The sequence below is a fragment of the Kitasatospora sp. NPDC034035 genome (assembly GCF_055575755.1).
This window is the reverse complement of sequence record NZ_JBVISA010000015.1, coordinates 136,787-163,250: the sequence shown is the minus strand read 5'-3', so window position 1 is coordinate 163,250 and position 26,464 is coordinate 136,787. Positions and strand designations below refer to the sequence as shown.

At 73.7% G+C, this 26,464-nt stretch carries 19 protein-coding genes and 1 riboswitch; of the genes, 15 read left to right on the top strand and 4 right to left on the bottom strand.

Features of this window, described 5'->3' with window-relative positions; translation table 11 throughout:
• Window positions 1–16: 16 nt before the first annotated feature.
• Window positions 17–2,728: an MXAN_6230/SCO0854 family RING domain-containing protein gene (locus ACZ52J_RS22460; protein ID WP_465621099.1), complete on the bottom strand. Its 2,712-nt coding sequence runs from the start codon at window positions 2,726–2,728 to the stop codon at window positions 17–19.
• Between the two features lie 541 nt (window positions 2,729–3,269).
• Between ACZ52J_RS22460 and ACZ52J_RS22455 the strand changes: the two genes are divergently transcribed.
• The 9 genes from ACZ52J_RS22455 (at window position 3,270) to ACZ52J_RS22415 (ending at window position 14,823) form a co-directional block, all read left to right on the top strand.
• A complete protein-coding gene (locus tag ACZ52J_RS22455) occupies window positions 3,270–5,045 on the top strand; it encodes a 3-hydroxyacyl-CoA dehydrogenase family protein (RefSeq protein ID WP_465621097.1) in 1,776 nt (591 codons plus the stop codon).
• Window positions 5,046–5,221: 176 nt separating this feature from the next.
• Entirely contained in the window at window positions 5,222–6,142 is a 921-nt protein-coding gene (locus tag ACZ52J_RS22450) for a TetR family transcriptional regulator (protein WP_465621095.1), read from the top strand.
• A 379-nt stretch (window positions 6,143–6,521) separates the two neighbouring features.
• Window positions 6,522–7,859: a crotonyl-CoA carboxylase/reductase gene (ccrA, locus tag ACZ52J_RS22445; protein WP_360499605.1), complete on the top strand. Its 1,338-nt coding sequence runs from the start codon at window positions 6,522–6,524 to the stop codon at window positions 7,857–7,859.
• Between the two features lie 10 nt (window positions 7,860–7,869).
• Window positions 7,870–9,918, top strand: coding sequence for a protein meaA (locus ACZ52J_RS22440; protein WP_360499603.1), 2,049 nt, complete (start codon window positions 7,870–7,872; stop codon window positions 9,916–9,918).
• Between the two features lie 43 nt (window positions 9,919–9,961).
• Entirely contained in the window at window positions 9,962–10,924 is a 963-nt protein-coding gene (locus ACZ52J_RS22435; protein ID WP_360499601.1) for an HpcH/HpaI aldolase/citrate lyase family protein, read from the top strand.
• Between the two features lie 3 nt (window positions 10,925–10,927).
• Window positions 10,928–11,431, top strand: a complete 504-nt coding sequence (locus ACZ52J_RS22430) for a MaoC family dehydratase (RefSeq protein WP_360499599.1) — start codon at window positions 10,928–10,930, stop codon at window positions 11,429–11,431.
• Window positions 11,432–11,573: 142 nt separating this feature from the next.
• Window positions 11,574–12,776 (top strand): acyl-CoA dehydrogenase family protein, encoded by a 1,203-nt coding sequence (locus ACZ52J_RS22425; RefSeq protein ID WP_360499597.1) that lies wholly within the window; start codon window positions 11,574–11,576, stop codon window positions 12,774–12,776.
• 489 nt (window positions 12,777–13,265) lie between these two features.
• A complete protein-coding gene (locus ACZ52J_RS22420; protein ID WP_465621092.1) occupies window positions 13,266–13,958 on the top strand; it encodes a phosphatidylserine decarboxylase in 693 nt (230 codons plus the stop codon).
• Complete coding sequence (locus ACZ52J_RS22415; RefSeq protein WP_030059975.1) at window positions 13,945–14,823, top strand: CDP-alcohol phosphatidyltransferase family protein; 879 nt, start codon at window positions 13,945–13,947, stop codon at window positions 14,821–14,823. Before ACZ52J_RS22420 ends, ACZ52J_RS22415 begins: the two co-directional genes overlap by 14 nt.
• Window positions 14,824–14,910: 87 nt before the next feature.
• On the opposite strand, the gene ACZ52J_RS22410 is transcribed toward ACZ52J_RS22415, so the two are convergent.
• From ACZ52J_RS22410 to ACZ52J_RS22400, 3 genes are all read right to left on the bottom strand, one after another.
• The gene (locus ACZ52J_RS22410) at window positions 14,911–16,233 is read right to left on the bottom strand and encodes a hypothetical protein (RefSeq protein WP_360499593.1); all 1,323 of its coding nucleotides are present in this window, start codon (window positions 16,231–16,233) and stop codon (window positions 14,911–14,913) included.
• Window positions 16,234–16,811: 578 nt separating this feature from the next.
• Window positions 16,812–17,948 carry an alpha/beta hydrolase family protein gene (locus tag ACZ52J_RS22405; RefSeq protein WP_465621089.1) on the bottom strand — a complete coding sequence of 379 codons (1,137 nt, stop codon included), beginning with the start codon at window positions 17,946–17,948 and terminating at the stop codon, window positions 16,812–16,814.
• Window positions 17,949–18,073: 125 nt separating this feature from the next.
• On the bottom strand, window positions 18,074–18,757 hold the full coding sequence (locus tag ACZ52J_RS22400) for a helix-turn-helix domain-containing protein (RefSeq protein WP_465621087.1): 684 nt from the start codon (window positions 18,755–18,757) through the stop codon (window positions 18,074–18,076).
• A gap of 197 nt (window positions 18,758–18,954) precedes the next feature.
• Window positions 18,955–19,086, top strand: a riboswitch (cobalamin riboswitch).
• Between the two features lie 153 nt (window positions 19,087–19,239).
• On the opposite strand from ACZ52J_RS22400, the gene ACZ52J_RS22395 reads away from it, so the two are divergent.
• Genes ACZ52J_RS22395 through cpt form a run of 6 tightly spaced genes read left to right on the top strand, consistent with a single transcriptional unit; the run spans window position 19,240 to window position 26,435 of the window.
• A complete protein-coding gene (locus tag ACZ52J_RS22395; RefSeq protein WP_465621085.1) occupies window positions 19,240–20,226 on the top strand; it encodes a cobalamin biosynthesis protein in 987 nt (328 codons plus the stop codon).
• Window positions 20,223–21,761 (top strand): cobyric acid synthase, encoded by a 1,539-nt coding sequence (locus ACZ52J_RS22390; RefSeq protein WP_465621083.1) that lies wholly within the window; start codon window positions 20,223–20,225, stop codon window positions 21,759–21,761. The genes ACZ52J_RS22395 and ACZ52J_RS22390 overlap by 4 nt, the downstream gene beginning before the upstream one ends.
• Window positions 21,758–23,866 (top strand): putative cobaltochelatase, encoded by a 2,109-nt coding sequence (locus ACZ52J_RS22385; protein ID WP_465621082.1) that lies wholly within the window; start codon window positions 21,758–21,760, stop codon window positions 23,864–23,866. The genes ACZ52J_RS22390 and ACZ52J_RS22385 overlap by 4 nt, the downstream gene beginning before the upstream one ends.
• Before the next feature lie 3 nt (window positions 23,867–23,869).
• On the top strand, window positions 23,870–24,475 hold the full coding sequence (cobO, locus tag ACZ52J_RS22380) for a cob(I)yrinic acid a,c-diamide adenosyltransferase (RefSeq protein ID WP_360499581.1): 606 nt from the start codon (window positions 23,870–23,872) through the stop codon (window positions 24,473–24,475).
• A gap of 4 nt (window positions 24,476–24,479) precedes the next feature.
• A complete protein-coding gene (locus ACZ52J_RS22375) occupies window positions 24,480–25,868 on the top strand; it encodes a cobyrinate a,c-diamide synthase (RefSeq protein WP_465621080.1) in 1,389 nt (462 codons plus the stop codon).
• A gap of 30 nt (window positions 25,869–25,898) precedes the next feature.
• On the top strand, window positions 25,899–26,435 hold the full coding sequence (gene cpt, locus ACZ52J_RS22370) for a chloramphenicol phosphotransferase CPT (RefSeq protein ID WP_465621182.1): 537 nt from the start codon (window positions 25,899–25,901) through the stop codon (window positions 26,433–26,435).
• The last annotated feature ends 29 nt before the right edge of the window (window positions 26,436–26,464 follow it).

The following is a 26,464-nucleotide window of genomic DNA, read 5'->3' as shown; positions in this document are numbered from 1 at the left end:
AAGGCCGTCCATCCGTTCACCCGTTCGGGGCGAACCGGGCCACCAGCTCCCCCGCGGTGATCCGCTCCAGGGCGTCCGGGGCGGCGTCCGTCCGGCCCGGGTAGAGCCGGTAGAACGTCCCGTGCGCCCCGGCCGGGGCCTGCACGTCGGCGTGCACCAGCGCCACGAACGCCTTGGAGTCGGTCAGGCGTTCGGCGATCAGCCGGGCGGTGTCGTCCGGCCGCTCCTCGGTGCGCCGGTCGCTCACGTGGCGTCCGCGCAGCCGCTCGGCGAAGTCGGCGACCGGCTCGTCTGCGCCCCGGCGGTAGACGTCCAGCCCGCAGCCCGTCCGGTCGCGGACCAGCACCTCGTCGCTGCCGGCCGCGGCGGCCGCGCAGGCGAGGTCCCAGAGGGTGGCCCGGGCGCCGGGCGCGAAGTGCGCCAGCACGTCCTCGGCCAGCGAGCCGATCCTGTCGTGGTGCCGGTCGAGGTTGTGGAAGCCGCTGCCGGAGCCGGGGTTGAGGTCGGTCCAGGTGTAGTCGCGGGTCTGGAGGTCGACGATCATCGGCACGCAGATCTTGGCGTCCCCGGCGAGGTCCAGCCGCTGGCGGACGCTCTGCGGGTGGAAGCTTCCCTTCCGCTGCCGGGCCGCCTCGGACGGGGTCAGGGTCATGAAGCCGGCGAAGGCGTCGGTGAGGTCCTCGAACGGGATGTCGTTGTAGCTGAACACCACCACCACGGCGTACCGGGCACGGGCCTTGCCCAGCCTCTGCACGTCGAGGTCGACGAACTCGGTGGCGCCGTGCGGCGGCGGGGCGGTGGTGTAGTCCCCGGAGTGGACGGCGGCTCGCCCACCGAGGACCAGGCGGGTGTAGTCGCACAGCCCGACGAACTGCCACTCCTCGTCGTAGAAGGCGACCGACAGGTCGAGGTCGACCCGCTGGTGCGGGCGCTGCATCCAGTGCACGAACAGCCGCAGGTGCTGCCCGTCCGGGAGCCGCTGCACGCTGCCGCGCGGCACGGCGACCAGGGTCTTGGCGCTCGCGCGCTCGGCGAAGGGCACCACCAGGTCGGCCAGGCCGTCGTCCAGCACGGCCACCTCGTAGCGCCCCGCCTCCCGCGCCGACCGCTCGGCCCGGCGCAGCAGTTCGGCCTCGATCAGGGCGCAGACCGGCGCGCTGAGCCCGGCCGGGACGCGCGTGCCCCAGTCGGAGCGGGCCTTCGCCGAGGCGACCCGGCCGCGCGGGAAGTACAGCCGTCGCTCGCCGAGCGCGCGCGGGGCTCGCAGCCGCCCGTACGCGCCGAGCAGCGGGCCGGGCGCGACCGCGCGCAGCGCTCCCGGCAGCGCCTCGGCGAGCTCGGCGGGCAGCGGCCGGCCGGGGAACCAGGCCTCGTGCACCCGCAGCAGGTGGTGCAGCCGGCGCACCAGCTCGCCCGGGCGGCGGGTCAGCAGCCGGACGGCGGCGGGCAGGTCGCCCTGCTCGAGGGCGTGCTCGACCCCGGCGGCGAAGGTCTCGACAGTCAGCCGGGTGTGCCCGCCCGGGGTCTCGCGCACCCGCAGCGGGGCGGGCGCCTCGCGCAGTTGCGGGCCGAGGCCGTGCAGGTCGAGGTCGCTCTGCCGGAGCACGGCGAAGGCGGCCGCCGCGTACGGGAAGCGGACGCGGTGCTCGTACGGGTGGAGCAGTTCGCCGACCCGCAGCCAGGGCTCACGGTGGCGGCGCAGGTCCTCGGCGAGGGTGCCGACCGGGAACGCGTCCAGGACGGCGAGCAGTTCGCGCCGCAGCGGGCGGGGCAGGCCCCGCAGCCGCAGGGTGCGGGCGGTCCCCGGCAGCAGGTCCGGTTCGGCGCCGGACCACGCCCAGATCAGCCGCAGCACGTCGGTGGCGGTGGTGAGGTGGCCGGCGAGCAGCGGGCGGGCGCGCTCCGGGTCGCGGCGCAGCAGTGCGGCCAGCACGGTGGCGCGGCTCTCCCGGACGGGGATCTCGGCGGGCAGCCAGGCGGCCGGGTCGGCCGGGGTGTGGTCGAGGAGCAGCGTGAGGTCCTCGCGGTCCTGCGGGCTCAGCGGGGTCTGCCGGGCGAGCAGGGCGGCCAGCGCGGTGCCGGCGAGTTCGGTGAGCGTGACGGCCTCGGCGAGGCGCAGCGGCTTGAGGAGGTTGCCGGGCGGGAGGCCGTCGGCGACGGCGCGGGCGCCCTTGGTGTCGGGCCTCAGGTGGCGCGGCCGCTCCAGCGGGGCGTCGCAGATCGGGCAGCTGCGGCCGTGGCCCTGCTCGACCAGTTCCTCGTAGCACTCGCCGCACAGCAGGTGGGCGCACGGGGCGAGGGCGCCGACGCCGGCCTCGACGCTGCCGCGCGCGCACAGCAGGCAGATCTGGCTCGCCTGGCAGAGCAGGAAGCCCCGGATCATCGCGGAGTAGGAGGCGTGCGCGTGCGAGGGCACGCCGTCGGGGAAGCGGCGGAACAGCGGGTCGTGGCGGCGGTCGGCGCCGAGCATGGCGTCGATCTCCCGCAGCAGCCGGTTTCCGGTCGCGGCCAGGTCCGCCGGGCGCAGTCGGCCGAGGGCGGTGCGCAGGTCGCGGGTCAGTACGTACCCGCTCTGCGCCAGGTCGGCCTCGAGGGCGACCAGGCCCTTGGCCGTCCACGGCTGCGGTTCCTCGGGCGGGGCCCCGGCTTCGACCGGGAACATCCCGTGGCGGCGCAGCAGGTAGGTGGCCAGGGCCGTCCCGGCCGCGGCGGTGTTCTGCTTCTTCACTGCTCTTCCCCCGGTGGATACGACAAAGCGGGGGCGGAGAGTGGGCGCACTCGGTTCATTGGAAGATGAGGAGAAGGAAGCACGCCGCGGAGCCGCCCCCGCGTCGATCACCCTAGCGAAGGCCGGGCCCGCGCCCGAACGGTTTTCCGCGCACGCCCCCTTCCTACCGGTGAGTAGCTTCGCTACAGTGGCCGCACGCACCATCGCCGGGCTTCGGGAGCCGCACCGGCGGGAGCCTGCGATCGCCGTGTCTGCGGCGCTCGCGCGGTGCGTTTTCACCGGCCGGCGCCGCGAACCGCGGCGGGCCGGGTTTCTCCTCGCATCAGAGCCGCTTCCTTCACCTTCGAGCGCCTGAGTACCACGGCACACCCGCAGTTCGGCCGGAGCGGACCGGCCGCTGCCCTGGTGGGCCGAACCCCGTCATCTCCCCAAGCCCCCGCGCGTGAACCCTCCTCCGGCGGCGGCCGCCCCCGGTGTCCGGGCGCGGCGGCGTGCCCGCCGGAGCACGCGCGGGCCCTTCATGACTAGGAGTTCAGGACAGATGGAGCGTCCCTTCCCCACTGTTGCCGTCGTCGGCCTCGGCACGATGGGTGCCGGCGTCGCGGTGGCGGTCGCCAAGAGCGGCCGCCGGGTGATCGGCATCGAGGCCACCGAGGACTCGGCCGCCCGGGCGTTGGCCCGGATCGAGGAGGCGACCGCGCACGCGGTCGACCGGGAGCGGCTCACCGCCGAGGAGCGCGCCGGGCTGCTGGCCCGGATCTCGGTCGGACACGAGCTGGCGGCCGCCACCGGAGCGGACCTGGTGATCGAGGAGGTGCCCGAGCAGCTGGAGCTGAAGCGGGAGATCTTCGCCGAGCTGGACCGGATCTGCCCGCCGGCCACCGTGCTGGCCACCGGCACCACCGCGCTCTCGGTGACCCGGATCGCCGCCGCGACCGCCCGTCCGGAGCGAGTGCTGGGCCTGCACTTCTTCAACCCGGTGCACACCATGAAGCTGGTCGAGGTGGTCCGCACCGTGCTGACCTCCCCGCAGACCGCCGAGGACGCCGCCGCCTTCGCCCGGGACCTCGGCAAGGAGCCGGTGGCAGCCGGCGACCGGGCCGGCTTCGTGGTGAACGGCCTGCTGTTCGCGTACCTGAACCAGGCCGCCTCGATGTACGAGTCCAAGTACGCCTCGCGGGAGGACATCGACGCCGCGATGCGGCTCGGCTGCGGCCTGCCGATGGGCCCGCTGGCGCTGCTCGACCTGATCGGCGTCGACACCGCGCGCACCGTCCTGGAGGCGATGTACGAGCAGTCCCGGGACCGCCTGCACGCCCCCGCCCCGATCCTCGGCCAGCTGGCCGCGGCCGGGCTGCTCGGTCGCAAGACCGGCCGCGGCTTCTACACCTACGAGGCGCCGGGCTCCTCGAAGGCCGTGGACGCGGCCACCGGGCCGGCGCTGCCGAAGGTGCCGGGCCGCGAGGTCCGTACCGTCGGTGTCTGCGGCTCGGGCACCATGGCCACCGGCATCGCCGAGGTGTTCGCCAAGGCCGGACACCCGGTGCTGCTGGCCGCCCGCAGCCAGGAGAAGGCCGACCGGGCCAAGGCGCAGCTGGCCAAGTCCCTGGAGCGCTCGGTCGCCAAGGGCCGGATGTCCGCCGAGCAGCGGGACGCCGCGCTGGCGCTGGTCACCCCGGTCGGCCGGTACGCCGAGCTGGCCGACGTCGACCTGGTGGTCGAGGCGGTGGCCGAGGACCTGGAGGTCAAGCGGGAGCTGTTCGCCACCCTGGACAAGATCGTCAAGCCGGGTGCGGTGCTCGCCACCACCACCTCCTCGCTGCCGGTGATCAGCTGCGCGACCGCCACCTCGCGGCCGCAGGACGTGATCGGCATGCACTTCTTCAACCCGGCGCCGGCCATGAAGCTGGTCGAGGTGGTCTCCACCGTGCTGACCGCGCCGGACGTCACCGCGACCGTGCTGGAGCTGACCGCCAAGGTCCGCAAGCACCCGGTGGAGTGCGGCGACCGGGCCGGCTTCATCGTCAACGCGCTGCTCTTCCCCTACCTGAACGACGCGGTGCGGATGCTGCAGGAGCACTACGCGACGGTGGACGACATCGACACCGCGATGAAGCTCGGCTGCGGCTACCCGATGGGCCCGTTCGAGCTGCTGGACGTGGTCGGCCTGGACGTCTCGCTGACCATCGAGCAGGTGCTGCACCAGGAGTTCCGCGAGCCCGGCCTGGCCGCCGCGCCGCTGCTGGAGCACCTGGTCGCGGCGGGCTGCCTGGGCCGCAAGACCGGCCGCGGCTTCCGCGACCACGCGCGCCGGTGACCACGCCGCAGCCGGGGGGCGGCGACCCGTACGGGGCGGCGCCCGCCGCGCGGCCCGGCTGGAGCCCGGGGACGGTGTCCGCGCGCTGGCCACGGCCGGCCGTGGCCGGCCCGGTCGCCCCGGTGCGCCGGGGAAGGCCCGCGGCCGCGCCCGCGGGGCCGTGTAGCGTTCCGGACATGGATCGGGTTCAGTCAGCCTCCCCGCAGCACCCCGCCGGTTCGCACGGCGCCGACCGGACGGCCCCCTCGACCGGGGGCACCGGGCCGGAGGCCGGGCCGGGCAGCCGCCGGGCGGCGGCGCAGCGTCAGCAGATGCGTCAGGACCTGGCCACGGCCGCGATGGAGCTGTTCGCCTCGCAGGGTTACGAGGAGACCACGGTCGACCAGATCGCGGCCGCCGCCGGGGTGGCCCGGCGCACCTTCTTCCGGTACTTCCGGTCGAAGGAGGAGGCGATCTTCCCGGACCACGACGACACCCTCGTGCGGGTGGCCGACCTGCTCGCCAGCGCCGAGCCGGAGGAGCACCCGCTGGACGTGGTCTGCCGCGGCATCAAGGAGGTGCTGCGGATGTACGCCTCCACCCCGGGGGTGTCGGTCGCGCGGTACCAGCTGATCCGTCAGGTCCCGGCGCTGCGCGAGCGGGAGATCGCCGTGGTGGCCCGCTACGAGCGGCTGTTCACCCGGTACCTGCTGGGCCGGTTCGACACCAGCGAGTCCATCCCGTCCGGCTGGCAGCGCGGCGGCGAGGACGACTCGATGCTGGCCGAGGTGTCGGCGGCGGCGGTCGTCGCGGCGCACAACCACGTGCTGCGGCGCTGGCTGCGGGCCGGCGGCCGGGGGGACGTGGAGGCGCAGCTGGACCACTCCTTCGAGGTGATCCGGCGGACCTTCTGGGCGGCCAGTGCCCCGGGGGCCAGACGCCGGGGATCCCTGGTGGCACCCGGTGCCAGTGGGGCACCCGGTGACATCGTGGCGGAGAGCGTACTGAGTGCCAGCCCCGGGGGTGAGGTGCTCATCACAGTCGCCCGGACGGATGCCCCGCTGGATGTCGTGGTGGACAGCATCCGGGCCGCACTGAGCGGCGCCCGGGAGTCGTAAGCCCGGCATTTTCGCAGGTCAGAGCAGCATCGAAGGCCCGCGCCGACGAATCGGCGCGGGCCTTTCGGCTACCCGCGCAACGCGCGTCACGCGCCGTTTCGGCCCGTTCCGAGCCTCGGGAATTCCTGGCACCCGGTGTCTTTACGAGTGGCACAGGGTGCCACTACCTTGTTACTCACCAGTCGCGGCGCCGCGGCTCCCCACCTCGGCGCGCCGTCGTCCGGTGTTCCCACACCCCGGGAGCAGTGCCAGCCCGGCCCGGTCCACACCGGGCGCCCAGCCTGACCCGCCCACCACCCAACTCAGCGAAGCCGGTGTCCGCTCCCGGTTCCCCCAGACGCCCTGTGACCCTCACACAGGTACGCCTTCGGAGGCAGCCATGCAGGAAATCCTCGACGCGATCCTCAGCACCGACAGCACGTCGGCGGACTTCGCAGCGATCAAGCTCCCCGAGTCCTACCGAGCGGTGACGCTCCACAAGGACGAGGAGCAGATGTTCGCCGGCCTCGACAGCCGCGACAAGGACCCTCGCAAGTCCCTTCACCTCGACGAGGTCGCCCTGCCCGAGCTGGGCCCGGGCGAGGCCCTGGTCGCCGTCATGGCCAGCTCGGTGAACTACAACACCGTCTGGAGCTCGATCTTCGAGCCGGTCTCCACCTTCGGCTTCCTGGAGCGCTACGGCCGGCTGTCCCCGCTCACCAAGCGCCACGACCTGCCGTACCACGTCCTCGGTTCCGACCTCGCGGGCGTCGTGCTGCGCACCGGCGCCGGGGTCAACGCCTGGAAGCCCGGCGACGAGGTCGTCGCGCACTGCCTCTCGGTCGAACTGGAGTCCCCGGACGGCCACAACGACACGATGATGGACCCGGAGCAGCGCATCTGGGGCTTCGAGACCAACTTCGGCGGCCTGGCCCAGGTCGCGCTGGTGAAGACCAACCAGCTGCTGCCCAAGCCGAAGCACCTCACCTGGGAGGAGGCCGCCTCCCCCGGCCTGGTCAACTCCACCGCCTACCGCCAGCTGGTCTCGCGCAACGGTGCCGGCATGAAGCAGGGCGACAACGTGCTGATCTGGGGCGCCAGCGGCGGCCTCGGCTCGTACGCCACCCAGTACGCGCTGGCCGGCGGCGCCACCCCGATCTGCGTGGTCTCCAGCGAGGCCAAGGCGGACATCTGCCGCGCCATGGGCGCCGAGGCGATCATCGACCGCTCCGCCGAGGGCTACCGGTTCTGGAAGGACGAGAACAACCAGGACCCGCGCGAGTGGAAGCGCCTGGGCTCCAAGATCCGCGAGTTCACCGGCGGCGAGGACGTCGACATCGTCTTCGAGCACCCGGGCCGCGAGACCTTCGGCGCCTCGGTGTACGTCACCCGCAAGGGCGGCACCATCGTCACCTGCGCCTCCACCTCCGGTTACATGCACCAGTACGACAACCGCTACCTGTGGATGTCGCTCAAGCGCATCGTCGGCTCGCACTTCGCGAACTACCGCGAGGCCTTCGAGGCCAACCGCCTGGTCGCCAAGGGCAAGATCCACCCGACCCTGTCCAAGGTCTACTCCCTGGAGGAGACCGGCCAGGCCGCCCTCGACGTGCACCACAACAAGCACCAGGGCAAGGTCGGCGTGCTCTGCCTGGCCCCCGAGGAGGGCCTCGGCGTGCGCGACCGGGAGCTCCGCGAGAAGCACCTGCCCGCCATCAACCGCTTCCGGAACGTGTGAGACCGATCCGATGACCGAACCCCAGAAGCGGGACCGGCCCTGGCTGATGCGTACCTACGCCGGCCACTCCACCGCGAGCGACTCCAACGCGCTCTACCGGCGGAACCTGGCGAAGGGCCAGACCGGCCTGTCCGTCGCCTTCGACCTGCCGACCCAGACCGGCTACGACTCCGACCACATCCTCGCCCGCGGCGAGGTGGGCCGGGTCGGCGTCCCGGTCGGCCACGTCGGCGACATGCGCGCCCTGTTCGACGGCATCCCGCTCGAGCAGACCAACACCTCCATGACGATCAACGCCACCGCGATGTGGCTGCTGGCGCTCTACCAGGTGGTCGCCGAGGAGCAGGGCGCCGACATCGCCAAGCTCACCGGCACCACCCAGAACGACATCGTCAAGGAGTACCTGTCGCGCGGGACGCACGTCTTCCCGCCCGGCCCGTCGGTGCGGCTGATCACCGACATGATCGCCTACACGGTCGGCAACATCCCCAAGTGGAACCCGATCAACATCTGCAGCTACCACCTGCAGGAGGCCGGGGCCACGCCCGTCCAGGAGATCGCGTACGCGATGTGCACCGCCATCTCGGTGCTCGACGCCGTCCGCGACTCCGGCCAGGTGCCCGCCGAGCGGATGGGCGACGTGGTCGCCCGGATCTCCTTCTTCGTGAACGCCGGCGTGCGCTTCGTCGAGGAGATGTGCAAGATGCGCGCCTTCGCCCGGCTGTGGGAGAAGGTCACCCTGGAGCGCTACGGCGTGACGGACCCCAAGCAGCGCCGCTTCCGCTACGGCGTCCAGGTCAACTCCCTCGGCCTGACCGAGGCCCAGCCGGAGAACAACGTCCAGCGGATCGTCCTGGAGATGCTGGCCGTCACCCTCTCCAAGGACGCCCGCGCCCGGGCCGTCCAGCTGCCCGCCTGGAACGAGGCGCTCGGCCTGCCCCGCCCGTGGGACCAGCAGTGGTCGCTGCGGATCCAGCAGGTGCTGGCGTACGAGTCGGACCTGCTGGAGTACGGCGACATCTTCAACGGCTCCGAGGTGATCGAGACCAAGACCGCCGAGCTGCTGGCCGGCGCGGAGGCCGAGATCGCCAAGGTGCTGGAGATGGGCGTCAAGGCCGGCAACCGAGGCATCATCCCGGCTGTGGAGTCCGGCTACCTGAAGTCCAACCTGGTCGCCTCGCACGCCGCCCGCCGGGCCCGGATCGAGTCCGGCGAGGACAAGATCATCGGGGTCAACTGCTTCGACACCACCGAGCCGAGCCCGCTCACCGCCGACCTCGACACCGCGATCATGGTCGTCGACCCGGCCTCCGAGCAGTCCGTGCTCGCCGCCCTGGAGGCCTGGCGCGGACAGCGCGACGAGGTCGCCGTCCAGGAGTCGCTGGCCGAGCTCAAGGCCGTCGCCGCCACCGAGGCCAACCTGATGCCGGCCACGCTCGCCTGCGCCCGGGCCGGCGTCACCACCGGCGAGTGGTCCTTCGCCCTGCGCGAGGTCTTCGGCGAGTACCGCGCCCCCACCGGCGTCGGCGGCGCGCCCGTCGCGGTCGCCGCCGAGCCCGGCGGGGAGCTGGAGCAGGTCCGCGCCGCGGTCGCCGCGACCGCCGCGGAACTGGGCGCCGGCAAGCTGCGCCTGCTGGTCGGCAAGCCCGGCCTGGACGGGCACTCCAACGGCGCCGAGCAGATCGCCGTCCGGGCCCGCGACGCCGGGTTCGAGGTGGTCTACCAGGGCATCCGGCTGACCCCGGAGCAGATCGTCTCCGCCGCCGTCGCGGAGGACGTCCACTGCGTGGGCCTGTCGATCCTCTCCGGCGCGCACTGCGAGCTGGTGCCCGACGTCCTGAAGCGCCTGAACCGCGCCGGGGTGCAGGATGTCCCGGTGATCGTGGGTGGCATCATCCCGGCAGCGGACGGCGAGGCTCTCAAGGCCGCCGGCGTCGCCGCCGTGTTCACCCCGAAGGACTTCGGCATCACGACCATCATCGGCCGGATCGTGGACGAGATCCGGCTCGCCAACAAGCTCCAGCCGTGGACGCCCGCACCGACCTCGGCCACGAACTGACCAGCTGACCAGCTGACCACTGGGAAGGAACAGACCCACCCTCATGACGAACGTGAACCGCCTGCGCCCGCGCCGCTCCTGCCTCGCCGTACCGGGCAGCAACCCGCGCTTCCTGGAGAAGGCCCAGGGCCTCCCGGCCGACCAGGTCTTCCTCGACCTCGAGGACGCCTGCGCCCCGCTGGTCAAGGAGAGCGCCCGCCACACCATCGTCGACGCCCTGAACAACGGCGACTGGGGAAACAAGACCAAGGTCGTCCGGGTCAACGACTGGACGACGCACTGGACCTACCGCGACGTGATCACCGTCGTCGAGGGCGCCGGCCCCAACCTCGACTGCATCATGCTGCCCAAGGTCCAGGACGCCGAGCAGGTCAAGGCCCTCGACCTCCTGCTCACCCAGATCGAGAAGACCATGGGCTTCGAGGTCGGCAAGATCGGCATCGAGGCGCAGATCGAGAACGCCAAGGGCCTGATCAACGTCGACGCCATCGCCGAGGCCTCGCCCCGGCTGGAGACCATCATCTTCGGCCCCGCCGACTTCATGGCCTCCATCAACATGAAGTCCCTGGTCGTCGGCCAGCAGCCGCCCGGCTACCCGGCCGACGCCTACCACTACATCCTGATGCGCATCCTGATGGCCGCCCGCGCCAACGACCTGCAGGCGATCGACGGCCCGTACCTGCAGATCCGCAACCAGGAGGGCTACCGCGAGGTCGCCGGCCGCTCCGCCGCCCTCGGCTTCGACGGCAAGTGGGTGCTCCACCCGGACCAGGTCGCCGCCGCGAACGAGATCTACTCGCCCTCGCAGGAGGACTACGACCACGCCGAGCTGATCCTCGACGCCTACGACTACTGCACCTCCGAGGCGGGTGGCGCCAAGGGCTCCGCGATGCTCGGCGACGAGATGATCGACGAGGCCAGCCGCAAGATGGCCCTGGTCATCTCCGGCAAGGGCCGGGCCGCGGGCATGGAGCGCACCACCAAGTTCGAGATCCCGGAGGCCTGAGCCATGCAGTTCGGACGCACCTACGAGGAGTTCGAGGTCGGCGCGGTCTACAAGCACTGGCCCGGCAAGACGGTCACCGAGTACGACGACCACCTCTTCTGCCTGCTCACCATGAACCACCACCCCCTCCACATGGACACCAACTATGCGGAGAAGACGACGGACTTCGGCAAGAACGTCGTCGTGGGCAACTACGTCTACTCGCTGCTGCTCGGCATGTCCGTCCCGGACGTCTCCGGCAAGGCGATCGCCAACCTGGAGATCGAGTCGCTGCGCCACATCGCGCCGACCTTCCACGGCGACACCATCTACGGCGAGACCACCGTGCTCGACAAGTGGCCGTCCAAGTCCAAGGACGACCGCGGCATCGTCTACGTCGAGACCAAGGGGTACAAGCAGGACGGCACGGTCGTCTGCATCTTCCGCCGCAAGGTGATGGTGCCGACCGAGACGTACATCAAGGAGCGGGGCGGCGAGCAGCCCGGCCGCCCGACCCCGCTCTCCTGACTCCCCTCTCCCCTGGAGACCCCGGACGGGCAGGCCGCCGTCATCGGCCGACCCCCACCCGGTAACGGGGGCCCTGCTGCCACGCCGGCAGGGCCCCCGCAATCCCCCCCCCCGCCCTCTTAGACCTTTCCGGAGCCGCACGATGGGACGCCTCGCACAGACCGACGGCCTCACCGAGATCCAGCGGGACATCCTCGCCACCGTGCGGGATTTCGTCGACAAGGAGATCATTCCGGTCGCGACCGAGCTGGAGCACAAGGACGAGTACCCGACCGCCATCGTCGAGGGCATGAAGCAGCTCGGCCTCTTCGGGCTCACCATCCCCGAGGAGTTCGGCGGCCTCGGCGAGTCGCTGCTCACCTACGCCCTGGTGGTCGAGGAGATCGCCCGCGGCTGGATGTCGGTCTCCGGCATCGTCAACACCCACTTCATCGTGGCGCACATGATCAACGCCCACGGCACCCAGGAACAGAAGGACTACTTCCTGCCGAAGATGGCCGCCGGCGAAATCCGCGGCGCCTTCTCGATGTCCGAGCCCGGCCTCGGCTCCGATGTTTCGGCCATCTCCACCAAGGGCGTCAAGGACGGGGAGTTCTACGTCCTCAACGGCCAGAAGATGTGGCTCACCAACGGCGGCACCTCCACCCTCGTCGCGGTCCTCTGCAAGACCGACGAGGGCGGCAGCAGCCCGTACAAGAACATGACCACCTTCCTCATCGAGAAGGAGGCCGGTTTCGGCCCGAACCCCTCGGTTCCCGGCCTGACCGTGCCCGGCAAGATCGAGAAGATGGGCTACAAGGGCGTCGACACCACCGAGCTGGTGCTGCAGGACGTCCGGATCCCGGCCGACCGCGTCCTCGGCGGCGTCCCGGGCCGCGGCTTCTACCAGATGATGGACGGCGTCGAGGTCGGCCGCGTCAACGTCGCCGCCCGCGGCTGCGGCGTCGCCCGCCGCGCCTTCGAGCTGGGCATCTCCTACGCCCAGCAGCGCTCCACCTTCGGCAAGAAGATCGCCGAGCACCAGGCCATCCAGTTCAAGCTCGCCGAGATGGCCACCAAGGTCGAGGCCGCCCACCAGATGATGGTCATGGCCGCCCGCAAGAAGGACAGCGGCGAGCGCAACGACCTCGAGGCCGGCATGGCCAAGTACCTCGCCTCCGAGTACTGCAAGGAGGTCGTCGAGGACGCCTTCCGCATCCACGGCGGCTACGGATTCTCCAAGGAGTACGAGATCGAGCGCCTCTACCGCGAGGCCCCGATGCTGCTCATCGGTGAAGGTACTGCGGAGATCCAGAAGATGATCGTCGGACGCCGGCTCCTGGAGGAGTACCGGATCGCCGAGTGATCCCCGGGCCGCCCGCCGACGGACCACGTCGCGGGCGGCCCCCTCGAACCGCCGGTCGACGGGCGTGCGGGTCCGTCCCGGCGGAGCGCCGTGCCCCGTCACGGACCCGGCCTGGTCCGCCTGGGTCCGGCACGGCCCTCCGGAAGCGGCCGCAGGGCGTACAGCTGCGACAACACGCCCGGCGGCCGCTTCCGCACACCTTCTTGCGGCCACTACGGCCGTTTCCCCCACCGGGTTCCGCCGGGGCACCTCTTGAGACAAGTCTCACCAGCTCTGTCAGGTCCCTTGGGAACCGGACCGGGGCGAGCTACGGTCGTAGAGGTGGGACGCGCACACGCGCTCCCACCGGACACATGAACGAGCAGGCGGGTTGCCCACCCACCGTGTGCTCCCGATAGCATCCACCGGGACAGCAAGCCGTCCCTTCTATTACCGATCCCGCGGTGGCCCCCGTCCAGCGGCCATGATCCCCCGCGACAAAGGTCTTCGATGCCCATCAGCCCGTCCCCTCGCACTTCCGTCACGGACCGCGATGCCCTCGCAGCCCCGGCGGCCGGTCGGCGACCCCGCGTGACCATCGCGCGCGGAGCCACCCCCTGGTTCGTCCCCACCCTCGCCACGGCCGCCGTGACCACCGCCCTCACCCGGCGCAGCGGCAAGTGGGCCCTGGCGGCGGTACCCGCCTGTGCGCTCAGCGCGGGCATGCTGTGGTTCTTCCGCGACCCCGAGCGTGAGATCGCCACGGGCAGAGTGATCTCCCCCGCCGACGGCGTGGTGCAGAGCATCGACGCCTGGCCGGACGGCCGCACCCGGGTCGCGATCTTCATGAGCCCGCTCAACGTCCACGTCAACCGCGCGCCCCTGCCGGGCACGGTGACGTCGGTCGAGCACGTCGCGGGCGGCTTCGTCCCCGCGTTCAACAAGGACAGCGACCAGAACGAGCGGGTCGTCTGGCACTTCGACACCGAGCTCGGCGACATCGAGATGGTCCAGATCGCGGGGGCCGTGGCCCGCCGCATCGTGCCGTACGTGGCCGCCGGAACCAAGGTCGAGCAGGGCGACCGGATCGGCCTGATCCGGTTCGGGTCCCGGGTCGACACCTACCTGCCGGCCGGCGTCGAGGTCGGCGTCGAGGTCGGCCAGAAGACCACAGCCGGGGTGACGCGCCTTGACCGTGACTGATCCTGAGACAATCGTCGGCCTGGACGACGAGGAGACGGCCCTGCGCCGCCGCCGCTGGGCGCGCGACCGCGAGCTGCGCGCCCCGCGCTCTCCCCAGCACCTGTCCACCGCCGACTTCCTGACCCTGGGGAACGCCGTCTGCGGCTTCCTGGCGATCTACTCGATCACCACCGGGGTCCTCGTCCCGCACATCACCAACCCGGACGCCGCTCCGGACCGGCACAGCGCCGCCACCGCGGTCACGCTGCTGCTGATCGGCTCCATGTGCGACCTCTTCGACGGCCTGGTGGCGCGCAAGCTGCGCTCCTCCGCCCTCGGAGCGGAACTGGACAACCTGGCGGACCTGATCAGCTTCGGCATCGCGCCGGCCTACTTCGTCGCGGTCTGGGGCATGGTCTCCCAGGGCTCCAACAGCAAGCTCTCGGCGCTCATCGCGATCACCGTGCTGCTCGCGGTCGTCCTGCGGCTGGCCCGCTTCTCGGCCGTCAAGATGCGGCCCGGGGTGTTCCAGGGCATGCCCTGCCCGATGGGCGCGATGACGGTCATCGCCATCGTGCTGCTCGACCCGCCGTTCCTGCCCGGCCTGCTCGCCATCTTCGGCGCCGCGTACCTGATGGTCAGCCGGATCGAGTACCCGAAGCCGCAGGGGCTGCTGGCCACCGCCACGCTCTGCTGGATCGTGGTCTCCATCGGCTGCCTGGCCGCCTGGGCCACCGGCCTGCCCGGCGGCGACGCGCTGATGCACGTCGGCGCGTTCGCCCAGATCACGCTCGCCGCGATGGCGCCGCTGCTGGTCATCCGCCGCAAGGTGGGGCAGAAGGTCGGCGACGTCCGCGCCCGGCGGGCGGAGTCGCGGCTCGGCTGAGGCCGCTCGTTCGACCCACGCGGAAGGGCCCGGAACCGATCGGTTCCGGGCCCTTCGCCGTGCTCCGTTCCAGCGAGCCCGCGGTGGCTACGCCCCGCCGGTGTGGACGCTGAAGGCCGAACGGCGGGCCGCCCGCGCCACCCCCGGGTCCGGGTGCACGCCCGAGACCGCCGTCAGCACCGAGGCCGCCCTCGGGTGCCCGGACTGCCGGGCCCGGGCGAACAGCCGCACCGGGTCGCCCGCCGAGGCACCCTCGACATGGCCCACCAGCAGCTCCGTCTCGCCGTGGTCGAGCACCGCCGCCGCCGTGTCCACCCAGAGCCAGGCCGCGTCGTCCGCGCCCAGCACGTCCGCCGGGGAAACCCCCTCGTCCGCGCGCTCCGCCAGCCACAGCAGCGCGTACGGGCGCAGCACCGGCGCGTCCACCGCCGCCCGCACCGCCTGCTCGGCCGGCCCTCCGGCCACCCGCAGCGCCTCGAATGCCAGCCCGCGCACCAGCGCGTCGTCGCCCCGTGCCGCCTCCAGCAGCTCGGCCACCGCCCGGTCCGCCGGACGGGCCGCCACCCAGGCGCGGTACTCGGCGCGGGCCGGGCCCGGCGAGTAGTCCGCACAGGCGTTCAGCAGCTCGAAAGCGCTCTGCTCGATGTGCCCGGCCGCGGTCTGCGCGACCGTGCAGATCTCCTCCAGCTTCGCCCGCACCGCCCAGTGGCCGAGCGGCGACAGCTCGGCGGCCTCGTTCCTGCGCGTCAGGGCGCCGACGGCCGCCAGGCCGTCCAGCATCCAGTCCAGGACGGCGGCCACGTCCGAGGGCGAGGCCGGGGTGTCGATCTGCGGCTCCCGGCAGGTGCCGCGGACCGCGGACACCGCGGAGGCCGCGTGCGGCACGGGCGACAGGCCCGGACCGCCGGCCCCGCCGACCCGGCGCTCGTCCAGGCCACGGCGCAGCAGCTCCAGCAGCTCGCTCTCGGCCACCGGACCGTCCACCAGGTGCAGGAAGGAGAGCAGCTGCGGAGCCTGGTCCACGGCCTGCCCGGCCAGTACGGCGAACACCCCGCGCAGCGCGGCGGGCGGCACCGGGGCGAGCAGGGTCCAGGCGTCGAACAGCGCCGACCAGCCGCGCACCACGGCCTCGTCGTCGTGCTCCCAGGCGTGCAGGCGCCAGCCCGGACCGGCCCCGGTGTCCCGGGCCTCCACCAGGCCCACCAGGAGCGCCTGCCCCCAGGCCTTGGCGGCGGCACCGACCGTCATGGCCAGCGCCCGGCCCGCCGCACGGGCGTCCTCCGGGAGCAGCTCGCCACGCTTGTCGATCTCCGGCAGCTCCCCGGCCCAGCGGGCGATCCGGACGGCGTCCACCAGCATCCGGCGGGCCAGCGGCGCCAGCTCGGCCGGCGCCGGAAAGCCCTCCGGCACGGGAACCCGGCCCCGTCCGGGCGCCGGCGCGGGTCCCCGTCGCCGGGGTACGCCGTTACGGGGTACAACCGCCCCGCTCGGCCTGCCACCGGCTGGCCGGTGGGCCGTACCGGGGAGACGGGTCACCGTCGCACCGGTACCGATCGGAGGCGGGAGCGGGGCATCACGGTCGCGCGGGTTCCGAGACGTCACGTCGAGCAGTCTTCCCCTTGTACCGGCCTTCTGTCACATCCGGTTGTCCGTACGACCGGGCGCCCGGTGGCGACACCTCCGCAAGATCGGGCAACAGAGGCAAACCGCCTGGCCGGAAACGTGTGGCCTGCTCATGCCAGGTCAGTCGCGACGGTTGCTGCGGCCGTTCGAGCGGTCACGGAACGTGAGGGGGAGGGTGGTGTGCGGGGCCAAAAATGTGCCCCTCACGGCGCGGCGACCGCTGCGGGCCGCGCCGAAGCCGTCGGCGGGCGGCAGGGCTGTCGAGCCCGGATCCGGACGGATGGGCGCGCGGGACGGGCCGATCTTGGAGCACGAGAAGTCGGCGGGTCCGACTTCCCGCGCTCCGCACGGACGGTGGCTCCCGGTCAGAGGAGCGGGGTGAGCCAGCGACGGAGGAGTTCGGTGTAGTGGTCGGGGGCGGAGTTCCAGAGGGTGCCGTGGTCGGCGCCGGGGAAGGGCTGGAGGCCGACCACGTCGGGGCGGGCGGCGGCGAGGCGCTCGGCACTGCGGAACGGGGAGACCCGGTCGGCCGGACTGTGCAGGAGGAGGGTCGGGACGCGCAGGTCGGCTCCCTCGGCGATGCGGGAGAAGTCGGCGAGGTCGACGCCGGTGCGGCCCTGGGCGGCGAGGGCGCCGAGTTCGACGGCCGCACCCCGGACGCCCAGCCGTTCGGCGTCGCCGCGGGCGGTGGCCGGCAGGTCGAGGACCGGCGAGTCGAGGATCAGGCCGCTGACGGCGTACGCCCAGGCGGAGCGGGCCGCCGTCTGCAGGACCATCGTGGCGCCGACCGACCAGCCGTAGAGGATCACCCGACCCGCGCCGTGGGCGAGCGCCAGCCGTACCGCCGCCTCGACGTCACGCCACTCGGTCTCGCCGAAGTGGCTGTACCCGTCCGGGGAGGCCGGGGCGCCCTCGTCGCCGCGGTAGGTGACGGCGAGGGCGGGCAGGCCGAGACGGTCGAGGACGGGCAGGACCGGAAGGGTCTGCTGGCGGTCGGCCTCGGGGCCGTGGACGAGGATCACCCACGTGCCGCGCTTGCCGTCGAGGTACCAGGCGGGGAGGGCGCCGAGTTCGCCGTCGACCGCGGTCTCGGTGTAGGCGAGGCCGAGCGCCCGGGTGGGGTCGCCGACGTGGACGCGCGGGGTGAAGCGGACCTCGGCGCTGGGGACGAGGGTGCCCCGGTCGGCGCGGACCAGCCGACGGGTGACGCCCTCCTCGTCGCTGTGCAGGACCTCCTCGACGACCGCGTGGCCGCCGTCGTCCCACTCGACCGCCCAGCGGCCGGGACGCAGGCTCTCGGGGCTGCGGCTGAAGGTGATCCGCCCGACGCCGAGGCCGCGGACCAGGACCGGCCCGGACTCCTGCACGGCCGTGACCGGGCGGACCATCCGCTCGGAGGCCCGGCGGCCGATCACCAGGACGACGGCCCCGGCTCCGACGGCGGCGGCCGCCACGACGGCGGCGGTTCCCCAGCGCATATCGATCCCCGCTCTGTTGGTCACGGACCGGACGGTGTTCGTGCACCAGTCCACCGGCGCCCCGGCCGCCCGGCCACCGGGCTGGGCCGTCCGGGTCACTCGGCGCGGGGTCGGGGCGCGGGGACGGGGTCCGGCGTCGGGGCGCGGGGTCAGTCCGTGGCGGCGTCGAGGAGGTGCCAGAAGCGGGGGGTGAGGGAGTCGGTGGTGGGGGGTGGGGCGGCGCGGGTGGTGGCGCCCCAGTGGGTGGGGACGTGGTGTTCCTGGTGGAGGACGGTGAGAGCGGCGGCGAGGGTGTCGGCGGGGGCCGGGACGATGCGGGCGAGGGCACGGAGGTGGGGTTGCCAGCGGCCCGCGACGCACTGGCGGAGGAGCTGGCCGAGGGCCTCCCGGCGGCCGGTGGCCTCCACGAGCTCGGGCAGGGTCAGGTCGAGGACCTCGGCGAGGGCGCGGGTCTGTTCCTCGTCGCCGTCCCATTGGCCGGTCAGTTCGGCCTGCCGGTAGGTGGCGAGGACGGTGCCGGTGCGGTCGGCGACGGCGGCCTGGCCGAGTTCACGGGCGACGCGGTGGTCGCGCAGCCGTACCGGGCGGGTGTCCATCAGCTGGGCGGCGGGGCACCAGAGGGCGCGGGCGAGGGCGATGAACTCCGGTTCGCTGGGGCGCAGCTCGCCGGCCTCCCAGGCGAGGACGTGGGCGGGCAGCAGCCGGACGCCGTGCGCGGCCATGCCCTCCGCGACCTGCTCGGGGGTCAGGCCGAGGCCGGCCCGGTGGGCGCGGGCGGCCGCGGGGGAGAACGGCACCGGAGGCGGGACAGTGGGGGTCTTTCTGCGACGCATGCCACCGAACGGTAGGCGCGGACCGCGGTGCGCCCCAGCGACCGAACCCACGAAGCGGCCGGTCCGGGGGCGGTGCTCCGCTGGGCGATCCCACAGCGCGTCGGGGCGGTGCCCGGTGTGACCAACCCCTCCGTGACCTCGGTTGACTCCCGGTTCGGCCGCGTGATGGGATCCTGGGGCCAATCGGAGGCATGGAGAGGAAGCCGGTGCGAGTCCGGCGCGGTCCCGCCACTGTCACCGGGGAGCACGCTCGGAATGATCGCCACGGCGGGCCGTCAGAAGCCGCTGGAAGGCCCCGGGGGTGTGTCCGACCCGGAAGCCAGGAGACTCTCGCCCCCGCTACGTCGATCCAGGGCGCGGACCCTGAGTGAGGACACGCACGCGATGCAGGCTGCCCCGCCCCACCGGACTCCGAGCGGCCTTCCGCCGAGCTGTCTCCCGATGAGTTGTCTTCCGATCAGCCCCCTTCCGGCGTTCGTCCTGTGACCGTCCGTCCTGCGACCGGACGCCCCCTGGCCCGCGCCGCCACGTTCGCACTGGGCGCCGTCGCGGGCTACGCCGCCGACGCCCGCTTCGCCGACCCGCGCCGGGGCCACCCGGTGGCCGTCTTCGGCAGCGCGGCGACCCGGCTGGAGCGGCGCCTGTGGCGCGACGACCGTACGGCCGGGGCCGGGTACACGGCGCTGTGCGTGGGCGCGGTCGCGGCGGGCGCGCTCGCCCTGGACCGTACGGTGGGCCGGCGCCCGCTGAGCCGGGCGGCGCTGGCGGCGGCCGCGACCTGGACGGTCCTCGGCGGCACCTCGCTCACCCGGGAGGCCCGCGCCATCGGCCGCTCGCTGAAGGACGGCGACCTGCGGGCCGCGCGGGAGCGGCTGCCGCACCTGTGCGGGCGGGATCCGAGCGCGCTGGACGGGCAGCAGATCGCCCGCGCGGTGGTCGAGTCGGTGGCCGAGAACACCGCCGACGCCGTGGTGAACGCGCTGGCCTGGGGTGCCCTGGCGGGCACGCCCGGGCTGCTGGCGTTCCGTGCGGTGAACACCCTGGACGCCATGGTGGGACACCGTTCGCCGCGCTACGCCCGGTTCGGCTGGGCCTCGGCCCGGCTGGACGACGTGGCGGGCTGGCCGGGCGCCCGGCTGACCGCACTGCTGACGGTGGCCGCCGCCCCGCAGCCCCGGACGGCCTGGCGGGTCTGGCGGCGCGACGGCTCCTCGCACCCGAGCCCGAACGCGGGCCAGGCGGAGTCGGCGTTCGCCGGGGCGGTGGGCGTGCGGCTGGGCGGCACACTGCGGTACGGCGAGCGCGTGGAGCACCGTCCGGTGCTGGGCGCGGAGCTGCGGCCGGTGACGGCGGACGACATCGAGCGGGCCTGCGCGCTCTCCCGGCGGGTGGGCGCGCTGGCACTGGGTACGACGGTCGCGGGGCATCTCGTGATCAGGGCGTTCGGTAAGAGGAGGGGTGGGGCATGAGCAACGCGCTGCTGGTCGCCGGGACGACCTCGGACGCGGGCAAGAGCGTGGTGACGGCCGGCATCTGCCGCTGGCTGGCCCGCCAGGGTGTGCGGGTCGCGCCGTACAAGGCCCAGAACATGTCGTTGAACTCCTTCGTCACCGCCGACGGCGCCGAGATCGGGCGGGCCCAGGCGATGCAGGCGCAGGCCGCCCGGGTGGAGCCGGAGGCGGCGATGAACCCGGTGCTGCTGAAGCCCGGCGCGGACGGCCGCAGCCAGGTGGTGCTGCTGGGCAGGCCGGTCGCCGAGGTGGGTGCGCTGGACTACCGCGAGCGCAAGCCCGTCCTGCTGGAGCGCGCCCTGGAGTGCCTGGCCGACCTGCGCCGCCGCTACGACGTGGTCGTCTGCGAGGGCGCCGGCTCGCCCGCCGAGATCAACCTGCGCGACCGCGACATCGCCAACATGGGCCTGGCCACGGCCGCCGGGCTGCCGGTGGTGGTGGTCGGGGACATCGACCGCGGCGGCGTGTTCGCGGCGATGTACGGGACGCTGGCGCTGCTGTCGGCGGAGGACCAGCGGCACGTGGCCGGCTGGTTCGTCAACAAGTTCCGCGGCGACGCGCGGCTGCTGGCGCCCGGGCTGGAGATGCTGCACGAGCTGACCGGCCGTCCGGTGCTGGGCACCCTGCCGATGCTGCCCGGACTGTGGCTGGACGCCGAGGACTCGCTGGACCTGTCGACGGTGGTGGACCGGGTCGACGGGCGCGGGCCGCTCGGGGCGGACGTGCTGCGGGTGGCCGTGGTGCGCTTCCCCCGGCTGTCCAACTTCACCGACCTGGACGCGCTGGCGCAGGAGCCGGGCGTGCTGGTGCGCTGGGCCACCAGACCCGAGGAGCTGGCCGACGCCGACCTGGTGGTGCTGCCCGGCACCCGGGCCACCGTGGCGGACCTCGCCTGGCTGCGCGAGCGCGGCCTGGAGCCGGCGCTGAAGGCGCGGGCGGCGGCCGGGCTGCCGGTTCTCGGGGTGTGCGGCGGCTACCAGATGCTGGCGCGCGGGATCGTCGACGAGGTGGAGTCCAAGGCGGGCGCCGTCGACGGGCTCGGCCTGCTGCCGACGCAGGTGCGGTTCGGCGCCGAGAAGGTGCTGGCGCGGCCGGTCGGCGAGGCGTTCGGGCACCGGGTCGAGGGCTACGAGATCCACCACGGGGTGGTGGCCGTGGAGGGGGGCCAGGCGTTCGTCTCCGATGGCCGAGGGCAGAGTCTGGACGGCTGCCGGGTGGGCTCGGTCTGGGGCACGACCTGGCACGGCGTGCTGGAGAACGACGACTTCCGTCGCGAACTCCTGCGCGAGGTCGCCGAGTTGGCGGGCCGGGCGTTCGTCCCGGCGCCGGACACCTCCTTCGCCGAGGCGCGCGAGGCCCGGCTGGACCGGCTGGGCGACCTGATCGAGGAACACGCGGACACCGACGCGCTGTGGAAGCTGATCGAGGGCGGGGTGCCGGCGGCCGGATCGCTGCCGTTCCTGGCGCCCGGGGCACCTGGGAGTGACGCATGACTGACGTCCGCTATCCGTTCACCGCGATCGTCGGCATGGCCGACCTGCGGCTGGGGCTGCTGCTGAACGCGGTCTCCCCGGCCGTGGGTGGCGTGCTGGTCCGCGGCGAGAAGGGCACCGCGAAGTCGACCATGGTGCGCGCGCTGGCCGGCCTGCTGCCGTCCATCGCCGCCGTGGACGGCTGCCGCTTCGCCTGCGACCCGGCCGCGCCCGACCCGCAGTGCCCGGACGGGCCGCACTCCGCCGCCGGGAGCCACGAACGGCCGTCCCAGCTGGTCGAGTTGCCGGTCGGCGTGGCCGAGGACCGGATCGTCGGCTCGCTCGACCTGGAGCGCGCGCTGGCCGAGGGCGTCAAGGCGTACGAGCCCGGGCTGCTCGCCAAGGCACACCGCGGCGTGCTCTACATCGACGAGGTGAACCTGCTCCAGGACCACGTGGTGGACCTGCTGCTGGACGCCGCCGCGATGGGCCGCTCGTACGTCGAGCGCGAGGGCGTGTCGGTGCGGCACGCGGCCCGGTTCCTGCTGGTCGGCACGATGAACCCGGAGGAGGGCGAGCTGCGGCCGCAGCTGCTCGACCGGTTCGGCCTGACCGTCGAGATCGCCGCCACCCGGGACCCGGCCGAGCGCGCCGACGTGGTCCGCCGCCGGCTCGCCTACGACGCCGACCCGGCCGGCTTCGCCGCGCGGTTCGCCGAGGAGGAGCGGGCACTCGCCGAACGCATCACCGCCGCACGGGAGTTGCTGCCCAAGGTCGAGCTGACCGAGGTGGCGCTTCGTCAGATCACCGCCGTGTGTGCCGCGTTCGAGGTGGACGGCCTGCGCGCGGACATCGTGATGGCCCGCACCGCCGTCGCGCTCGCCGCCTGGGACGGGCGCACCGAGGTGCTGGAGGAGGATGTCCGCAAGGCCGCCCAGCTGGCGCTGCCGCACCGGCGCCGCCGCAACCCCTTCGACGCGCCGGGGCTGGACGAGGAGCAGCTGGACCGGACGCTGGAGGAGCACGCCCAGGGGGACGACCCCGAGCCCGAGGGCGACGGCCCGGGGCCGGACGGCGACGGCCCCGACCCCGAGGGCGGCCCGGACGGCGGCGGCCCGGACGGTGGTGGTCCGGACGGCGGCGGGGCGCCCGAGCCCTCCGACGGCGGCGCCCCGGAGGCGTCCACGACCGGCGGGGACGACCAGCCACAGTCGCCGGTCCCGACCCAACACCCGGCCCCCGCACGGGAGTCGACGCCGGCCGCGGCCGGGGACCCGTACCGGACCAAGCTGTTCACCGTCCGCGGCACCGGCCACGGCGCCCAGGGCCGCCGCTCCCCCGCCGAGACCACCGGCGGGCACACCATCCGCGCCCGCCGCCCGCAGGGCGCGCTCGGCCGGCTGCACCTGACCGCGACCCTGCAGGCCGCCGCGCCGCACCAGGCGGCACGCGGACGCAGCGGCCGGGCGCTGGTGCTGCGGAAGGACGACTTCCGCGAACAGGTGCGCCAGGGCCGGGAGTCCAACCTGGTGCTGTTCGTGGTCGACGCCTCGGGCTCGATGGCCGCCCGGCAACGGATGACCGCCGTCAAGGGCGCCGTGCTGTCACTGCTGATGGACGCCTACCAGCGGCGCGACAAGATCGGCATGATCACTTTCCGCGGCGCCGGCGCCGAGCTGGCGCTGCCGCCCACCTCCTCCGTGGAGGTCGGCGCGGCCCGGCTGGAGTCGCTGCCCACCGGCGGACGGACCCCGCTGGCCGAGGGGCTGCTGCGGGCCCACGAGGTGCTGCGGGTCGAGCGGCTGCGCGACCCGAGCCGCCGCCCGCTGCTGGTCGTGGTGACCGACGGCCGGGCCACCGGTGGCCGCGACGCGCTCGCCCGCTCCCACCGCGCGGCCGCGCTGTTCGCCGCGCAGGGCACGGCGAACGTGGTGCTGGACTGCGAGTCCGGCCCGGTCCGGCTGGGCCTGGCCCGCACCCTGGCCGGGCAGCTCGGCGGCACCGCCGTCAGCCTGGACGAGCTGCGCGCCGAGGGCGTGGCCTCGCTCGTCCGCGAGAACCGCGGGGACAACCGTTCCTCGACCGTCCGCGACAACCTCGCGACAACCATGCGAAAGGCGGCCTGACCCATGCCCAAGGGCGTCCCCGAGAGCGTTCCCGACGACGGCCTGACGACCCGTCAGCGCCGTACGCAGCCGATCACCGCCGTGCACACCGGCCCCGGCAAGGGCAAGTCCACGGCCGCCTTCGGCATGGCGCTGCGGGCCTGGAACCAGGGCTGGCCGGTCGGGGTGTTCCAGTTCGTGAAGTCCGCCAAGTGGAAGGTCGGCGAGGAGAACGCGCTGCGCGTGCTCGGCGCCTCCGGCGAGGGCGGCACCGTCGACTGGCACAAGATGGGCTCCGGCTGGTCCTGGATCCAGCGCTCCGCCGAACAGGAGATGACCAGCGAGGAGGCGGCCAAGGAGGGCTGGGAGCAGGTCAAGCGCGACCTCGCGGCCGAGACCTACCGCTTCTACGTGCTCGACGAGTTCACCTACCCGATGCACTGGGGGTGGATCGACGCCGACGAGGTGGTGGCCGTGCTCAAGGACCGCCCGGGCAGCCAGCACGTCGTCATCACCGGCCGGTACGCGCCCGAGGCGCTGACCGGTTTCGCCGACCTGGTCACCGAGATGACCAAGGTGAAGCACCCCATGGACGCCGGCCGCAAGGGCCAGCGCGGTATCGAGTGGTAGACCGTTGAGCACCGTCCCCCGCCTCGTCATCGCCGCGCCCTCCTCCGGCGCCGGCAAGACCACCGTCGCCACCGGCCTGATCGCGGCACTCGCCGCGCGCGGGCTGGCGGTGTCCCCGCACAAGGTCGGCCCCGACTACATCGACCCGGGCTACCACGCGCTCGCCGCCGGGCGCCCGGGCCGCAACCTCGACGCCTTCATGTGCGGTCCCGAGCGGATCGCGCCGCTGTTCCTGCACGGCGCGGCGGGCGCGGACGTCGCGGTGGTCGAGGGCGTCATGGGCCTGTTCGACGGGGCCTCCGGGCGCGGGGAGTTGGCGTCCACCGCGCACGTCGCCAAACTGCTGCGGGCACCGGTGGTGCTGGTGGTGGACGGCTCCTCGCAGTCCCGCTCGGTGGCCGCGCTGGTGCACGGCTTCGCCTCCTGGGACCCGCAGGTGCGGCTCGCCGGGGTGATCCTCAACCGGGTCGCCTCCGACCGGCACGAGCACCTGCTGCGCGAGGCCCTGGAGGAGGGCTCCGGCGTGCCGGTGCTGGGCGCGCTGCGCCGCTCGGCGGCGGTCGCCACGCCGTCCCGCCACCTCGGGCTGATCCCCGCGGTGGAGCGCTCGGCGGAGGCGCTGAAGGCGGTCGCCGACATGGGCGAGCTGGTCGGCTCCTCCGTCGACCTGGACGCGCTGCTGGAACTCGCCCGCACGGCACCCGATGTGGACGCCGAGCCGTGGGACCCGTCGGCCGAGGTCACCCCGGTGGCCGGTCGGCCGCGGATCGCGGTGGCGGGCGGCCCGGCGTTCTCCTTCTCGTACGCCGAGAACGCCGAACTGCTCGGCGCGGCCGGGGCGGAGGTGGTCCCGTTCGACCCGCTGCACGCCACGGCCCTACCGGCGGGAACCGCCGGGCTGGTCATCGGCGGCGGCTTCCCGGAGCTGTACGTACGGGAGTTGAGCGGGAACACCGAACTGCGCTCGGCGATCGCCTCCTTCGCCGCGTCGGGCGGGCCGATCGCCGCCGAGTGCGCCGGACTGCTCTACCTGGGGCGGGAGTTGGACGGCCTGCCGATGTGCGGCGTGCTCGACACCGAGGCCCGGATGACCGAGCGCCTCACCCTCGGCTACCGGGAGGCCGTCGCCCTGCACGACTCACCGCTCGCGGCGGCCGGCACCCGGGTGCGCGGGCACGAGTTCCACCGGACGGTGTGCGAACCGGGCGCGGGCGAACACCCCGCCTGGGGCTGGCGCCTGCCGACCGGGCCCCGCACGGAGGGCTTCGCCGCGGGCCGGGTGCACGCCTCCTACCTGCACCTGCACTGGGCGGGGGCGCCGGCGCTGGCAGCGTCCTTCGCGGCCGCGGCGGCGGCCTACGACGGCACTCCGCGCGGGGCGGCCGCCGTGTAGGGGGCGACTGCGTAGGATGCGCGCATGCATGTGATCGTCCTCAACGGCGGCTCCAGCTCCGGCAAATCCAGCATCGCCCACCGTCTGCAGGAACTGCTGCCGCAGCCGTGGCTGCACCTCGGCGCGGACACCATGGTCGGCGCCCTGCCGCCCTCGCTGCGCAGAGGCGGGGAGGGCATCGGCGGCCTGGAGGACGGGACCGGCACGGTCGAGGTCGGGCCGGCCTTCGCCGCGCTGGACGCCGCCTGGACGGTCGGGGTGGCGGCGATGGCCCGGGCCGGCGCCCGGATCGTGGTGGACGAGGTGTTCCTCGGCACCACCGCCTCGCAGGCCCGCTGGCGGGCGGCGCTGGAGGGCCTGGACGTGCTCTGGGTCGGCGTGCGCTGCGACCCGGCGGTGGCCGCGGCCCGGGAGGCCGCGCGCGGCGACCGGGTGGCCGGGATGGCCGCCGCGCAGGCGGAAGCGGTGCACGAGGGGGTCGCGTACGACCTGGTGGTGGACAGCTCCCGGACCTCGGCGGACGAGTGCGCCGAGCTGATCCTCGCGCGGGTGTCCGCCCGCGGCTGACTGCCCGCGCCCATCCGCCCCGGGTGACC